20 protein-coding genes are annotated in these 14,526 nt (G+C 60.6%); 1 reads left to right on the forward strand and 19 read right to left on the reverse strand.

Annotation, left to right across the window (positions count from 1 at the left end):
- The first annotated feature begins 115 nt into the window (after window positions 1-115).
- On the forward strand, window positions 116-586 hold the full coding sequence (locus tag GSQ93_RS08830) for a hypothetical protein (RefSeq protein WP_216857591.1): 471 nt from the start codon (window positions 116-118) through the stop codon (window positions 584-586).
- Window positions 587-639: 53 nt separating this feature from the next.
- On the opposite strand, the gene GSQ93_RS08835 is transcribed toward GSQ93_RS08830, so the two are convergent.
- From GSQ93_RS08835 to GSQ93_RS08920, 19 genes are all read right to left on the reverse strand, one after another.
- Window positions 640-1,674, reverse strand: a complete 1,035-nt coding sequence (locus tag GSQ93_RS08835; RefSeq protein WP_158935290.1) for a phage late control D family protein — start codon at window positions 1,672-1,674, stop codon at window positions 640-642.
- Window positions 1,671-2,096, reverse strand: coding sequence for a phage tail protein (locus GSQ93_RS08840; RefSeq protein WP_158935291.1), 426 nt, complete (start codon window positions 2,094-2,096; stop codon window positions 1,671-1,673). The genes GSQ93_RS08835 and GSQ93_RS08840 overlap by 4 nt, the downstream gene beginning before the upstream one ends.
- A 15-nt stretch (window positions 2,097-2,111) precedes the next feature.
- Window positions 2,112-4,715, reverse strand: coding sequence for a phage tail tape measure protein (locus tag GSQ93_RS08845; RefSeq protein WP_158935292.1), 2,604 nt, complete (start codon window positions 4,713-4,715; stop codon window positions 2,112-2,114).
- Between the two features lie 3 nt (window positions 4,716-4,718).
- On the reverse strand, window positions 4,719-4,841 hold the full coding sequence (locus GSQ93_RS08850) for a GpE family phage tail protein (RefSeq protein WP_158935293.1): 123 nt from the start codon (window positions 4,839-4,841) through the stop codon (window positions 4,719-4,721).
- A 32-nt stretch (window positions 4,842-4,873) separates the two neighbouring features.
- Window positions 4,874-5,158 carry a phage tail assembly protein gene (locus tag GSQ93_RS08855; protein ID WP_158935294.1) on the reverse strand — a complete coding sequence of 95 codons (285 nt, stop codon included), beginning with the start codon at window positions 5,156-5,158 and terminating at the stop codon, window positions 4,874-4,876.
- Window positions 5,159-5,242: 84 nt separating this feature from the next.
- Complete coding sequence (locus GSQ93_RS08860; RefSeq protein ID WP_158935295.1) at window positions 5,243-5,752, reverse strand: phage major tail tube protein; 510 nt, start codon at window positions 5,750-5,752, stop codon at window positions 5,243-5,245.
- Window positions 5,753-5,768: 16 nt separating this feature from the next.
- Window positions 5,769-6,944, reverse strand: a complete 1,176-nt coding sequence (locus GSQ93_RS08865) for a phage tail sheath protein (protein WP_158935296.1) — start codon at window positions 6,942-6,944, stop codon at window positions 5,769-5,771.
- 48 nt (window positions 6,945-6,992) lie between these two features.
- On the reverse strand, window positions 6,993-7,319 hold the full coding sequence (locus GSQ93_RS08870) for a hypothetical protein (RefSeq protein ID WP_158935297.1): 327 nt from the start codon (window positions 7,317-7,319) through the stop codon (window positions 6,993-6,995).
- Between the two features lie 26 nt (window positions 7,320-7,345).
- The gene (locus tag GSQ93_RS08875) at window positions 7,346-7,759 is read right to left on the reverse strand and encodes a phage tail assembly chaperone (protein ID WP_158935298.1); all 414 of its coding nucleotides are present in this window, start codon (window positions 7,757-7,759) and stop codon (window positions 7,346-7,348) included.
- A 2-nt stretch (window positions 7,760-7,761) separates the two neighbouring features.
- Window positions 7,762-9,723, reverse strand: a complete 1,962-nt coding sequence (locus tag GSQ93_RS08880) for a hypothetical protein (protein WP_158935299.1) — start codon at window positions 9,721-9,723, stop codon at window positions 7,762-7,764.
- A 2-nt stretch (window positions 9,724-9,725) separates the two neighbouring features.
- Complete coding sequence (locus GSQ93_RS08885) at window positions 9,726-10,268, reverse strand: phage tail protein I (RefSeq protein WP_158935300.1); 543 nt, start codon at window positions 10,266-10,268, stop codon at window positions 9,726-9,728.
- Window positions 10,265-11,185, reverse strand: coding sequence for a baseplate J/gp47 family protein (locus GSQ93_RS08890; RefSeq protein WP_158935301.1), 921 nt, complete (start codon window positions 11,183-11,185; stop codon window positions 10,265-10,267). Before GSQ93_RS08890 ends, GSQ93_RS08885 begins: the two co-directional genes overlap by 4 nt.
- Window positions 11,182-11,544, reverse strand: a complete 363-nt coding sequence (locus GSQ93_RS08895; protein ID WP_158935302.1) for a GPW/gp25 family protein — start codon at window positions 11,542-11,544, stop codon at window positions 11,182-11,184. The genes GSQ93_RS08890 and GSQ93_RS08895 overlap by 4 nt, the downstream gene beginning before the upstream one ends.
- Window positions 11,541-12,197: a phage baseplate assembly protein V gene (locus GSQ93_RS08900; protein WP_158935303.1), complete on the reverse strand. Its 657-nt coding sequence runs from the start codon at window positions 12,195-12,197 to the stop codon at window positions 11,541-11,543. The genes GSQ93_RS08895 and GSQ93_RS08900 overlap by 4 nt, the downstream gene beginning before the upstream one ends.
- Window positions 12,198-12,281: 84 nt before the next feature.
- Entirely contained in the window at window positions 12,282-12,743 is a 462-nt protein-coding gene (locus GSQ93_RS08905) for a phage virion morphogenesis protein (RefSeq protein ID WP_158935304.1), read from the reverse strand.
- A complete protein-coding gene (locus GSQ93_RS08910) occupies window positions 12,736-13,173 on the reverse strand; it encodes a phage tail protein (RefSeq protein WP_158935305.1) in 438 nt (145 codons plus the stop codon). Before GSQ93_RS08910 ends, GSQ93_RS08905 begins: the two co-directional genes overlap by 8 nt.
- Window positions 13,166-13,405: an Rz1-like lysis system protein LysC gene (gene lysC / locus GSQ93_RS37735; protein ID WP_254073816.1), complete on the reverse strand. Its 240-nt coding sequence runs from the start codon at window positions 13,403-13,405 to the stop codon at window positions 13,166-13,168. The genes GSQ93_RS08910 and lysC overlap by 8 nt, the downstream gene beginning before the upstream one ends.
- Window positions 13,293-13,727 carry a hypothetical protein gene (locus GSQ93_RS38035; RefSeq protein ID WP_158935306.1) on the reverse strand — a complete coding sequence of 145 codons (435 nt, stop codon included), beginning with the start codon at window positions 13,725-13,727 and terminating at the stop codon, window positions 13,293-13,295. Before GSQ93_RS38035 ends, lysC begins: the two co-directional genes overlap by 113 nt.
- Window positions 13,724-14,524, reverse strand: a complete 801-nt coding sequence (locus GSQ93_RS08920) for an N-acetylmuramidase family protein (protein WP_158935307.1) — start codon at window positions 14,522-14,524, stop codon at window positions 13,724-13,726. The genes GSQ93_RS38035 and GSQ93_RS08920 overlap by 4 nt, the downstream gene beginning before the upstream one ends.
- Window positions 14,525-14,526: the final 2 nt, after the last annotated feature.

Below are 14,526 nucleotides of genomic sequence, written 5' to 3' on the forward strand. Positions count from 1 at the left end.
GTTTTGCGCGCCGGCTCCGGTGCGGCCGATTCCTTCGCGGGCGTGCGCGGTGAGGGTGCTTAGAATGCGGTATGGCGTAAGGGCCAATCGAGAAACAACAAAGGAACGAATGACAATGAGAACGACGCTTGCACGGGCAGCTCGGCCGGCGACACTCGCCGCGCTTTGCATCTTCACTTTCAACGCTCATGCGGACCAGGTGCCGCCGGCCTTGCAAAAGAGTCTCGCGCCTTACTCGATCAAAGACGCGACGATCGAGGGCGGGGCGTTGAAAATCACCGTGAACCGGTCGACCGTAACGCGCGCTATCTATTCGAACATCGTCACTATGGGCGCGTGCTCGCCGCTATGGGGCGATCAAAAGAAAGCGTGGGGCAGTGCGTCTATATCGCGGGTTGAGGTGCGCAACGCGATCGGCGCCCAGGGCTTCGCATTCCAGGGCGGCCGAAAAGAGTGTCACGAGCTGGGCCAGGCGAGCGGGGTAGAGGCGTCAAAACAATATCTCGCCGCGCATACATTGGTTTGCATCGCCGGCGCAGAGTGCCGCGAGCGTCGGCCTGGCGAAGTGATTGCCGGCGACGAATGAAGCACGGGCAGCGCAAAGAGAAGCGGCCAGGGTTTGCAGCCCTGGCCGTTTTTTTATCCGCCTTTTCGAAAGTGCGAGCGGTGTCGATCGCTTGTCGGGTCGTCTCGCGTTTCCAGCTCTAACGCGGTCGTGAATCCGCCGTCGCTGATTGAGTGCTTTACCTTTTTCGCGAGCCAAGAAAGCGCATCAATATCGGGTTTGAACCCGTTGAGATAAACGGGAATCTCCGGGTACAGATCAGGCCGGCCGAGCGCCAAGGTGTAATCCATCGTCGCCTGACTTCGCTTTGTTCGGTTGAATTCGGCAGTAGCGGCCGCCCGTGCGTCGGCCTCGGTTGCATACGTCTCAGGCAATACCTTCATGTTGTGATTGTTTTCGCCGCCCACAACGACAGACTTGCGTTTCGCTCGGCCGGTCGCGTGATAGTTCGCGCGAACGCCGGCATAGTTCTCGCGCTCGGCGATGTGATATCGATGTGAGTCGCCATCGGCGCGCGTCAGCTCGATCGATTCGAGCTTAGTGCCTTTCGCGGTCGTGCCGTGCCCGATCGGCATAAACAGCAGGTTCGAATCCTTCACGTTCATCACGGCGTCGTAACGCTTCGCGAGGCGCGTAAGAAACGACATATCCGACTCGTGCGTTTGATCGATGTGTGCAATCGTGATCTTCGAAAGGGCCTCGGCAATTGCGGGTTTCAAGCTGTGTTTGCCGGCGATCTTGCGAACGATCGCGCCGATCGTTTCACCGTGCCAGCTTCGTTCAATGCGCTCGCCTAATTCTTTCGTGAGCGATGCCGAGCGCGCGCGAATGGTGAGCGTATCCGGGGCGCCGGCGTGCTCGGTTTCGTCGACCGTGAAACTACCCTTATCAACGATGCCAGTATCGGACCAGCCAAACGCGACGCGCAGCACGGCGCCGCGTGGCGGGATCGCGAGTAAGCCGTCTGCGTCGTCGAGCGTAATGTCGAGCTGGTCGGCTTCATCAGAGCGCGACTCAGAAAGAGACAAGCTAATCAGGCGCGGGGCGATCTTGCTCGTTAGGTCGCGACCGTCGAGCGTGATTTGATACTCCGGGGTCGGTTGCTTCATGCGCTTTTTTCCTTGCTCGTTTCGGTCTTGGTTTTCACGAGTCCATCGTCGACACGCATGAGGTTGATTGTGAATTCGACGCGGCGAGGCGTGCCGTTCTTGTCGTGCAGCGTTTGCCCTTCGTCTAAGCCCTCAATGATGAAAGCGCCATAAACAGATCCGCCGCCGTCGACAAGGGCATACGCTTCGCCGTCATCGCCCATTCTGCGCAGCGTCGTAAGTGATGCGAGCGTGCCGCCTACTTGCGCAGGGGCGAGCCATCCCGACAGCGTGATCGAGTCGTCGCCGGCGCCGGTAAATTGGCGAGCGTTACGGCCGCCTACGCGTGACGTGCTCGCGTGCTTCCAGCTCGTGCGCCGTTGCAGCTCCATATAAGCCAGGGTCGACAGGCCGAATACGAATTGTCCGAGTGATGCCAGCATGCTTTCTTTCTCCGGTTAGTCACTCAGGCGCGAGCCGTTGCGCGCACGTTTCTCGCGTTCGATCTTTTCAATCGCGGTCTTTACCTGGTTCGCGATTTCCTTTGGATCGTTGCCCGTGATGTGAAAAATGTATTGATCGCCGCCAGCCCCGCCGGCCGATGCCCCGCCGGCCGAATTTCCGGCCGCCTGGCGGGCCGCGAGTGCCGGCCGGATGTCAATAGATGCCCCAGGGCCGCCGAACGGCGTAGCGCCTGCCAGGGCCGCGCCAGGTGCGCCGAATGAAGTCACCGCGAGCGCGGCCAGGCCGGCGGCCGCCTTCGAGATTCGCCCTTGCTCGCCCTCCATGCCGAGGGCGGCGCCCTGGGTGATGAAGCCGCCCAGCTCGCCGAAAACGCGCGAAGGGCTATGGATGCCGAGCTTTTCTTTGAACCATCCGACCGTGCTATCGGCGGCGCCCGTGATTGCATCCTTGACCGCGCCGAGGCCGCTCGTGATGCCGTTGACCAGGCCGGCCAAGATGTTCGCGCCGAATTCCGAAAACTTCGCCGGCATGTCGACGCCGAACCATTGCAGGACCGCCGCGAACGCCTGGTAAAACAAACCCATTGGCGACCAGTTGAGAATGAGGGCCGCGACGCCCGACAGGCCGCCGGCGAACGCTTGTTTAACCTGGTCCCATAGGCCGCCGAAAAACGCCTTGATCGGCTCCCAATATGTATAGATCAACAGGGCAGCGGCCGCGATCGCGGTGATCGCGAGGCCGATCGGATTCATCAGCATGGCGCGGCCGGCGAACATCGCGGCCGAGCCGAAAGCGCGCCAGGCCATACCGCCCAGGCCGAGCACGCGCGCCAGGATGCCGCCTTGCATGCCGAGCGCGGTCATACTGAATTTGACGATCGCGAGCGGGCCGAGCACGCCGGCCAGCATCACCATAAGGGCGCCGCCGACAGTGAGAAGCACAGCCAGGGCCGCAACGGTTTTCATCAGGCCGTTAGCGAGCACGGGATTTTGGCGAGCGAAATCGCCCATGCGTTGCGCCATGTTGCCGAGCCAATCGACAACGCTTTTAATCTCAGGCGAGATTGATTCGCCAAACGCGACCAGGCCGTTTGTAAAGGTGCCGCCGGCCGCTTCCCAAAGATTCGACAGCGTGCCGAGTTGCTTATTAACGCGCTCTTGGAGCGACGCTTGTGCGGACATTTTGCCCTGCACTTCGTCATAGCCGGCTTTGCCCTTCTCAATCATCAGCGAAATCACTTGAAGCGTTTCGGCGTCGTCTCCAAAGATCGTTTTCATCACGCCGAGGCGCTTCTCAGTCGTGAGGCTCTTTAGCTTCTCGAATTGCTTAAACATGTTGTCGAGGCCGCCAAACTCGCCCTTGCCATCGGTGAAGCTAAGTTTCTGCTTCGGTGCAAGTTGCTTGTTTGCCTTGGCGACTTTGCGCGTGTCCATACCGAGTTGAAAGACTTTGCGGTATGCGTTGCCGGCCGCGCTTCCTTCCATGCCCGATTGATCGGCCATCACGAGCAGCGGGGCGAGCGCCTTCGCGCCTTCAAGGCCTTTCTTTTTAATCGTATCCATCGCGGGGCCGAGCTTGGCGAACCCGTTGAGCATGTTGTTATCGTCGACGCCGAGATAAAACGCCTTCTGGATCACGTCCGACAGCGAGAGCATGTCTTTCTCGGTCGTGCGCGTGGCGTCTTGCAGCTTCGAGGCAAACTCGGCCGCCTCGGTCGGCGTCTTTTTGAGCTGCACGGCGAGATAGGCGGTCGCCTCGCCCATGCCGCCGAGGATGGTTTGCGCGCTCATGCCCTGGCGCGTAAGCATCGTCATCATGTCCTGAAAATCGGAGGTCGTGCCTGGCAGCTTGTCGCCGAGTTTCATCGCGAGCGCGTTGATCTTTTCGAATTCCGGCGGGACTACGCTACCCGCACGCATCAGGGCGCCGGCGAGCTGCGTCGCCGAGTCCTCGGCCTTGGCATAGGCCGCAATAGGAACGAGCGTTGCAGCGCCGACAGCGGCGCCCCCCGCCATCATTTTCGCGCCAGTGCCCGCCATCGAGCCGGCCCGCTCTTTCAGCTTGTTCATTTTCTCGCGGGCTTCTGCGAGGCGCTTCGTGCGTGTCGTCAGCTCGGCGAGTTGGTTTTGTTGCGTCGCCATCGTGGCGGTAGTCGCGGCCATGCTCGCGCGCAAGGTGCGCTCGTGCTGCGAAAGATTGCGCGTATCAATGCCGGCGCCATCGAGGCGCGTGCGCAGCTCGCGTACCTTGTTCGCCTGGGCGTCGTGTGCAATGGCGAGCTGCGCGGCCGTGCGTTTCGCCTTCTCAAATTCGGCGTTCATCGCCTTTGTAGGCGTGTCCGTCGACGCGATCGCGCGCGCCAGCTCGGCGACGCGCGATTGTGCGCCTTGCAAATCGCGCTTGGCGCCGACCAGGCCGGTGCGCATATCGCGAAACGCGGCAACGTCCTTTTGTGCTTTTTGAAGTTTGCCGAGTTCGGCGCGCGACTCTTTAAGCGACGCGGCCAGGCCCTTGTTACCGTTGAGAATGTTTCGAATGGGCCGCGTCGCACCGTCGACCATATCGAACAGCACGCGCAATTTGAGGTCGTTTGCCATCGTCTAATCTTCGCTTGCATAGGGTGAGCGCACGCGCGCACGCTCACGCCAGTTCGCCAGCTCGGCGAGTGAAAGGCCGTGCATATCGGCGGGCGTCCAGTGAAAGACGCTCGCGATATCGGCCATCGCTTCTTCTACTTCGTCGGGTATACCGTGCTCTAGCGTGCCCGATTCGGCAGCAAAAAATCTGCGAACGCCACCCCCAATTGCACCAGGTCGGCCGGGTCCATCGCACGCACGTCGAATTCGGTGAGCGTGGGCGTTGAGATGCGCGGCAATACCTTGCCGAGCGCGTCCACGTCCAGATTCACCAGGGCGTTAAGCGAGGTTCCGCGCAGCTCGCCGGCAGACGGCTTGCGCAAGGTGATTTCAGTGATGGTTTGATCGCCGCGTTGAATCGGGGTATCGAGGGGGATCGGTTCGCTCTTGATTTGTTCGGTCATCGTTTTCTCTGCTTAGATTGGGGTGTTCGTGGTGCTCGCCTGGGCGTTACCAGGCGAGCGGGGCGAGGCTATGAAGTGAGCGGGTTACAGGCCGATCGCGGTGCGCAAGTCGGCGAGCAAGTCTTGACCGTTGACGATTTCGACCATGTTGATAAAGTCGATTTCAATGATCGTTGCACCGTTGATCGAAAGCTTGTAATAGCTGCACGAGGTACTAACCTTGAAAGCGGTGTCGTCGCCAGGTTTCGCGCTACCAAAGTCGATTTCTTTGTGCCGGCCGCGCACGACGACTTCGACAGAATCGGGGCGTGTGCCTTCCTCGGCCTGGTAGGCGCCGGCGAAGCGCAATTGCACGCCGTCATGCTTCGTAACGCCGTACTTTTCCAGCACGGCGCGCATGATGCCGCCGCACGTCCATTCGAGCGAAATCTTTTCTTGTCCCTGGTCAATTTCAATCGGGCCATTCATCCCGCCGGCGCGGTAATCCTCCATCTTGCGCGAGAGCTTCGGCAAGGCGATTTCGACGACTTCGCCGCGATAGTTGTCGCCGTCTTGAAACAGGTTGAATGCCTTTAGCTTTTTCGGCAATGCCATGTTTTCTTACTCCTGGTTAAGCCTGAATACGCGATGCGAAGTCGGCGAGGTAACGGTCGGTGATGCGCTGGCGCAGCATCAGGTTTTCAATCGGCGGTACGGGCGTGTAGTCGTAATCGATGTAGAGCTGCCCGTTCTTGAGCGAGTCGAGCGTGTTCGGTTCTTCGTCGTACCAGGCCGAGCCGCCGATCAGATAGCCTTGCGCGACCAGCTCGCGAAACTTCTGATTGATGCTTTCGATCAGGTCGCGCACGAGCGACGGGTGCATGGCCTTGTCGACATATTCCATGTGCGCCTCGGCGATCGTGTCGGCGACGACTTGAGCGGTGCGGGTGTAGTTCTCGAACGGGAAAAGCGCATCATCGGAACAGGTACGCGAACCCCAAAAGCGAAAGCCCTTGCCCGAATTAATCAGCGTCGTTACGTCTTGCTCGTTCAAATAACCCGCGTCCGTCGCCGGGTCTTGCAAGTCCCAAAACACGTCCTTGCTGATACCCGTTACGCCATTGACGCCGACATTCGAAAGCGTCTTGTGCCAGCCGGTTTCTTCGTCGATCTTCGCGCGCAAGCCGAGCGCGATCGCCGTCGCGGGAATCTCGGTTGCTGCGTTAATCGTGATGTCCCATCCGATCCAATCAGGCCAGATCACCATGATTTCGCGTTGGCTGAATTGCTTGCGATACGTGGTCGCTTCTTCCTTCGTCGCTGCACCATTGGCCGACACGTAAGCAAAGCCGCGCAGCTTTTGCGCGATGGTCGCCATCGCTTGAGCGACCGCCTCGGTATCGAGCTTCGGCACGCCCAGGATGCGAGGTTTAACGCCGAGCTTAGATTGCGCCGTGAGCAACGCTTGCATGCCCGTATAAGCGCCGGTTGCAGTCGTCGTGCCGATCACGTTTGAGGTCGTTTCGGCCGCGTCTAGGCCTTGGGCCACGCGCACGACGATGGTAAGGGGCTTGGTTTGTGCCGCGATACCGGCGAGCGTCGCGCGCAAGGTGCCTTTTGTGCCGGCCTTGCCGATCGCGCTTGCAACGTTCGTGATGAGCACGGGCGTATCGAGCGGGAACGTCGCCGGGTCGGCGTCCTCGGCCGTCGCAACCAGGCCGATAACAGCCGTCGATACGGTGCGGATTGGGCGCGTGCCTTCGTTGATTTCGATGACTCTTACGCCGTGGTGATATTCGGTAGGCATGGTGTCCTAGTGCTCCGGTGAGGTGAGTGGATACGGGGCGTGTGTAGATCAGCCGACGATTTCGGCGCCGGCGAACAGGTAGCGGCCGGGGTTGGCGGTCATCTCCATGTCGCCGCGTTGCTCGGTCGGCGCCGGTGCGGCGAGCGCGCGCTCACAGAAGGCGCGCAGATCGTCGCCAGTAGCGGGCGCCGTATCGAGGTTCACATGTGCCATGCCGATCGATTGCGCGCCCGCGTTTGCAGCGTCGGTATCGTAGAAACTGGCAACGCAAACACTCGCCGTTTTCGCTTCCAGGTCGATATTTACGCTGCGAATAATGTGATGCGATGCGGGCACGCCAATCGATGCAATCAGAATGGTTTTCTTCAAAGGCATTTCATTTACTCCAGAGTGAAAGGGATTTACTGCGGTAAAAGAGGCCAGTCGACCGTTTCAGGGAAATCCGGCTGTTGAGGCACATCGCGTAACGCCTGGCGGTAATCGCGAGCTGCGCGCTCGGCTTGGGCGTCGCCTTTGTCGATCGCCGTCTCTACGAGCGCGTCAGCTTCGATAAGGCGCCGGTCACGCTCAACGCGGAAAGCCTCGGCGATTTGTGCCGCCAAGACGGCCGACATATTCGCGGTCCAATACGCTTCGAGGTCGGCTTGCGACGGCTCGGCAACAGTCGCCACGTTCCAGCGAAAAATGTATGCGTGCTCTTGTTGCTCGAAACCTTCGTTCGGAATCTTGCAAGCCATGAGGTAATCGCGGCCGCCTTCGAGGTCGGGGTATTTCAGTTTCATCACCGCCCAAAGATCGTTATTCGTCATGTACATGGTTATTGATTCCTTAAGACTGCGAGGTGCAGCCAAATACAATTGGCCGTTGAGCTATTGCCGCAAGAGCGCCCGCCCACAACTACCCAGGGCGCGCTATCGCCGATGGTTCCGTTTCCGATCGGGCCGACTTCTTGAACGCCGCTATCCCATTGCACGCGCGCGCCGGCTTGGGCCTTGCTGCCAGGATCGAAGTTGCCAGAGGTCCACATGTAGCCCTGGTATGAGCCGTCTACTTGAACCTGCACGCGGCCATCCCACCAGATTTGCATGCTGTTACTGCTGTTGGTGACTACGTACCCCTGATTCGCCCATCCCCCGTTACGGATAGGGACGCGGTTGTTGATTTGACTGTTAAGCCAGTTGCTCAGATAGCCGCCCCATACGCCGCCGTAGATGTTGCCGTCCTCGCACAAGCGGCCGCCGCCGTTTGCTGCCCAAACCTGCCCGCCAAACTGAGCGAGGCCGCCATCGTTGAGTTGCATCGTCCAGCGCGTGAGGTCGTTGCTGATAAAGCCAACAATGCCGCTCGAATCGCCGCGCATGGTTTGGCCGTAACTGTTGCCCTGGCCGTAAAACCGAATCGCGCTTGCGGTGAACATATTCAGTTGACCGGTGTAGTTAGAGCCGGTCGTTTGAGCTGGTGAGGGCAAGTTAGCCGAATGCCATACGGTGCCGCCGGCGCCCCGGGTGATTGCCGTGCGGCCGAATGTCCATGCGTTTGCTTGCCCGTCTAGGTGCATCGAGATCGTCGGCTCGGTGGTCGTGCTTCCGCCTTCATAAGCGTCGATCGCCGCGATGTTCCGCACGCCCTGGTGCGTCCAGCGAATACCCATATAAGCGGCGCCGGCGTTGGGCGTGTCGATTTGCATAGCCGGTGTTCGGTCGGTGCTCCATGCGGCGTAAGCACCGCCGATGCCGGTCGTATCGGGCGCGAGCACTCGAAAAGCGCCATTGGCGTAACTCGTGCGCGTTTGAAAGGGCGCGTTGCCGTTCAGCTCACCGCCGGCTTTCGTGTACGGGTTCAGGTTGCCGTTATCGTAGGGAACCAGGCCGCCCGCCCAGTTGGGGCGCGCACGCGGCAGCGACAACACGCCGTTGTCGTCAAGCGTCGCATTGATCGCGCCATTAGCCGAGTTGACCGCTTCAATCGTTTTGCCAATCGAATTCGAACGCAGAAAAGGGGCGTAGCCGTTCGCGTCGAGAAGCAATCGCGGGCTATACGTGCCCGTCGATTTGAGCTGCACATCGCCGCTCACTTCCCCCCCACTCACGCCGAGGCGCGAGTCGAGCGCGCTTTGCAAGCCGCTCACGTTGGCGATGGTGTGCCCGTGTCCTATCGGCGACTTGCTATCGAGCGCCGATTGAAGGCCGTCGATATCGACAATCGCGTGTCCGTGTCCCTTGTCGGATTTGCCCGCGATCGCGGGGCCGATCGCGGCAATGAGGCCGGCGGGCGTTACGGCGCGTCGGTTGTCGGTGCCGGCGATCGCCTGGGGAATCGTCGCCAGTTGCACAACGCCCTGGCGATCAACGGTCGCCGGCGGGTTCGTGAAAGTCGCATCGCCGAAAGAGATGAGTGCCGTGTCGATTGACTTGAACGCCATATCGGCCGCGAGCAAAAGCATTGCCGCCGGCGACTTCTCCATGATCGGCGTGGCCTGGCTGTAGGTGCCAAACAGCACGCCGTTTTCAAAGTACAGGCCGAAACCATAGAGCGTGTATTGATCGTCCGTATCGTCTTTCAACGTAACGTGAATCATGTCGGCCGCGACGTTCTCGCCGGCCAGCGTGGCGATGCGCTTGCGCTCGCCTGGCAACACTTTGAGCGTCTTATCGGTCGAGTCAAAGGCGACAGTGCTCACGCCGATTTGCGTGACTTTGTGCGCAGCCGTGCCCGTGTTCCCGGTCGAGACGAGCGCAGCTCTCCCGGCATCAGTGACAGTAAAAAGATTTCCGGCCATGTTTATTGATCCGTGAAAGTAAGACGGCGATACAGGGCCGGCCGCAAGGCGCCGGCAACGCCGAGCGCGCCTTGCATACCGAAACCCTGGGTGAATGAGTAGTGCGCGCGCACGGGCTTGGTCCGCTCGATTTCCGCGATGATGTCGGCGATGTATTCGGCGGTCGGTGCCTCGCCGGCGCGTGATCCGACCGTCAACACAACGTCAAACGTTCCAGGCTTGCCCTTCGGTGTCATCTGGAACCATTCGCGCAACGCGATGTTTCCGCCGAACGCGGCGACGACTTCGCGCACGGCCGCAGCGGTGCCGTTTTTGCGAGCGATCGAGATAGCGGCCTTAACGCGGGCGCGCTTCACTTGCTCGGGCCAATAGTCTTTCCAGGCATCGATTCCCAAGTGCCAGGCGAGCCAGGGCAGCAACGCGAGCGGGATCGTGTCCGGGTTCATGAGCTGCGCGATCGGCGTCGGGATATCGGATATGCCGGCGTTGACCGTGGCGAGGTTGCGCTCGGTGGTGGTCGAGTTCGGCGGGAGTAGCTTGCTCATTCCGCGCCCCCGTCATATACGCCGCCGTCGATCAGCTCGATCAACTCGCAATACGCCGCTTGCCGTCTTGATACGGTGATGCCGCCGATCGGCGAAATGAGCTTTACCTTTTGAACGCCTGGCGCACGCATCGCCGAGAGCAAACCATCCTCGGTGATTTCCATACCCATACGGTGCATCTCGTCGGTATATGCGGCCGTGCGCTTTTGCGCTTCCTTGAGCACGACAGAGCGATCAGGACCGGCGAAGAAAATGAGCGTTGCTCGCGCCTTGTAGCGCAAGATTTCCGCACCGCGCACCGTTACGTCATCGGTGAGCGGCCGCACGTTGTCGGCTTGCAGGGCGGCCGTAATCTTGTCGAGCAGGTCTTGCGACGCGGTGCCGTCGCCTTCACGCGACAGGATCGTGACGACGACTTCGCACGGGGCGGGGCTAATAGCCGAGGCATCGAGCACGCGGCCGTCAGTGTTCAACGCATGCGAGATATACGCACCTTCGGGGCCGGCAACGGAATAGCCTTGCGGGGCGAGCTGCGTGCGCTTTCGCAAGTCGGTGTCCTCTTCATAGACGCCCTCAATATCGTTTGCCGGGTCGGGTTCGACGATGGTGAGGCGCTTGATACCGAATAGGGCCGCTACCTGGTCTAGATCCTCTTTGACCGCGTAGGCGAGCATGACGGCGCGCGCAGCATCGTTGACGCGTTGACGCAAGACGACTTCGCGATACGTGCTTTCCTGCAATGAAATGTTCATCGGCTCGGACTCGAGTTCGAGCGCGGCCGCGATATCGGCTTGATCGTCGACGGGATAGAGCGAGACGAGTTTCGCTTTGCGCTCGGCGAGCAAAATCTCGTAGTCGATGACTTCGACAACGGCCGGAACAGGGAGGCGCGAGAGATCGATCGGGGTCGCGCTCATGCCGCACCGCCGTTCGAGAGTTGCACGCGGGTCGCTACCTGGTCGCCCGATTCGGTTGTCGTGCCTTCAATGTCGAGCACTTGCACGCCCGCGCCCGTCTCGCTCACGTCCGTCGAGAGCTGCACGCGGGTAAGCCGCAAGCGAGGTTCCCATCGCATGAGCGCAGTTGCGGCAGCGGCATACAGGCGCACGCGGGTCGTGTCGTTGTTCGGTGCGTCGACCAGCTCGGGCAGCTCGGAACCAAAATCGCGGCGAGCTATGCGTGTGCCGAGCGGGGTCGTCAAAATCTTTTCGATTGACTGATACAGGTGTGAGAGGCCGAACGTTGCGCGTCCGGTCTTGGCGTTCATTCCTTTCATATCGGTTCGCTCACTGGTTTGCCGTCGCCCTGTTCCATGTGCGAGTGATGCGCTCCGCTCTTGCCGCCGGCGATCACGTCATCGCTTACGGCAACGGTGCCGGAAATGACCATAGCGGGGCCGCCGCTTGTGCCGGCCTTGCCGCTTACGCCGCTTTCAAATGAAAACGGGCCTTTCACAACCATCGAGCGCGTGACTTCGACATCAGCATCGAGCGTCACCTTGTCGGCCTTTACGTTGGCGGTTTTCGTATTGATATTCACCGCGTCGGGGGCGGTGACATTGACCGTTGCGCCGGCGGGTAAATCGACGTTGAGAATGTGAGCGGCAAAGTCGTATTCGACGAACGCACCGTCGCGATATCGCCGAATGTGTTTATTGGGGTCGAGGCTCGGCGATTCGAAATCCTCGGTATAGAAACCGCGCAGTGCGACGGCTTGCGCCGGGTCGCCGCTCGGGCACAACAGCATCACGCCTTCGCCGATCGAGGGCGCAAGCCACTCGATCGTTTCTCCGGCACAAGGCACGAACCATTGAATCCAGTCGGTGGTTAATTCGCCGCTCTCTACGCGACACAACGCGCCGGACAGACCTATCACGGTGCCTTTGCGTAAGCCGTTCAAAAACTGGCGTGTGGATTCGTTTGAGTTCATTCCCCAATGGTGCCGAGCACGCACGCGCGAGTCGACAAGGCGCAGTTGTTCGCGCCTTGGGTACATAGTTAGAAAACCGAATGGTTATTTGACGATGTGTTTAAGCAACATATTGCGAATCATGTCGCGCTCGGCATCGGTAAAGCCGAGCAGCACGCGCGCCGGATATTTGTACGTGACGCCGCCAGGTGCGACGCGATCGCTTTCGCCGTACTGGTGGACACGAGCGATTCGAGCGATGCGCCCGACAAACCCGATCGCCAGGCCGTTCGCGTCGGACTCGGCGCGCAGATAGCGCGCCTGGCGCAGCTTGGCGAACATCGCCGCGCGTTTGATGCGTCCTTGCTTGCCGCGCAGCTTCTTGACGTGCCGGGGCTTGCGCGCCTCATAGGCGCTTTCGTCGGGGTTCTTTTGTTGTGCGATGCGGGCTTGTTGACTGCGCCGCAGCTCACGCGCGATATCGCGCAGGGCCGCACGCCTGGCGGGCGCTTGGAGCTGCGAGAGAAGGCCGCCCGCCCAGGATTCGAGAGCTTGCAATTCATCCATTGGGGAACAGGGTATCGAGGTCCCACTCGTTCACAGGCTCGTCGACGTGCGTGATTGTCTGCACGCCGGCGGGATCGGTGTCGACGACGACGCTTTCGGTGAGCGTCAGTTTGATCGATAGATCGAAGGTCGTTTGCGTCAGGTGATCGACTTCGAACGTGATGCCGTTCTTTCGCGTGTCGTCGTTTGATACGAGGTCGGATTGATTGCGTTGAACCCAGGCCATCAGCGCGACGAACACGGTATCGGCGTCGCCGGCGAAGTCGAGCAGGATCGCATTGAGCACGAATCGATATTCAAACGAGAGCGAGGGCGCGGCCGTGGCGACGATATGCCCTTGATCGATGAAAACGAGCAGCTTGTCGGGATCATCCTTGAGCGAGGGAACGGCCGAGGCGATCGCCTGGCGGAAACTCGCGGCCTTATTCATGAGTGCCCCCCTGGGCGCCGGCCAGGTCGTGCGCCTGGCAAGCGAGAACCATATCGACGCGGGCTGCACAATCACCCCAGGCAGCGCGCGCGACGTCGAGCGCGTGCGCCAGGTCGCCGTTACGGCGCGGCGACATTGCCGGCATCGTGCATGCCGTTATCGGCGCGCACTGTTGAAAGGAGGTCGGCGGTTCCGGTGAGCGCGGGGCTTGTGTACAGGCGCACAACGTCATCAGGGATAGCGCCATCAGCCCAGGCGCGCACGGTTTCGCTTTCATGCTTCAAAGCCTCTAGTTCGGTTTCACGAGCGGCCAGGTTGGCCGCGACGCCCTGGCGGGTGCGTTCGAGCTGCGCGAGCTGGCGGGCGTGCTCGCGCTCGGTTTTCTGTAACTGCGCGATCGTGGAGTCGCGCCGGTCGACCGTCTCTTGTGCCGTGCGTGAGGCGTCCAGGGCGGCCGCCAGGTCGCCGCGTAAGGCTTGGACATAGGACCATGCTCCGACGAGCGCCAGGGCCGCCACAAGGCACGCAATGAGACGCGAGGCGATCGTGCTCATGCGGTTTCCGCTTCCCGCTCGGCATATTTCGCATACGCTTGGGCGAGCTTCGAGTCGTATAGGTTGCGCGCGTAATCCGCCCCGTTGTAGCCCTTGGCGAAGGCCGCCCACTTCTTACCCTTTAGAGCCGCGAGCAAGGCCGTGTCGGCCGCGATAAAGCGCACAAACCCGTCGAGGTGATCGCCTTCGCTTTGCTTCATGCGTACGACGAAATCGGCAATGCTCGAATACTGCAAGCGTTTCCAGTGATAGCCCATGATTTGAAACGCGCCCCAGCTCGCCGACTCATGCGCCGCGTCGACGTTGATGCGTTCGGCCGAGGCGAGCCGGGTGTATTCCGCAGCCCCGCCCATGTATCCGCCGGCAGTGCTCGATACGATGTTCGGATATTTCACGGCCAGCGGCGCCGGGTCGATATCGCGATCGGCCAGGGCTTTATAAAACTTGTGGCGCTCGAAAAGGATCTTCGGCCGGCCGTCAGGCAAGAAACCTTGTCCGCGTGATTCAACTTCATTCACTGCACGCACGGCCGCGACAGGTACGCCGAGGGTGCCGGCCGCTTTCACGAGGTCGGAATCTCTCAGGTGTGACGGCAGCGCAAGGCCTGGCAGAGCGATAAGCGTTTTCGGGCCGACAATGCCATCGATCACCACGCCGCGAGCGCGTTGCAGCGTCATAACCGCGGATTCGGTTGCATGGTCAAAAATGTGTGTCTCATTGACCGGAAAGCCCGCACGCGTGAGGCGCTTTTGAAGCAATGCAACATCGTCGCCTATATCGCCGTATCTCAGAATCATTG

The organism is Burkholderia sp. S171 (assembly GCF_009766085.1).
Taxonomy (GTDB): Bacteria; Pseudomonadota; Gammaproteobacteria; order Burkholderiales; family Burkholderiaceae; genus Caballeronia.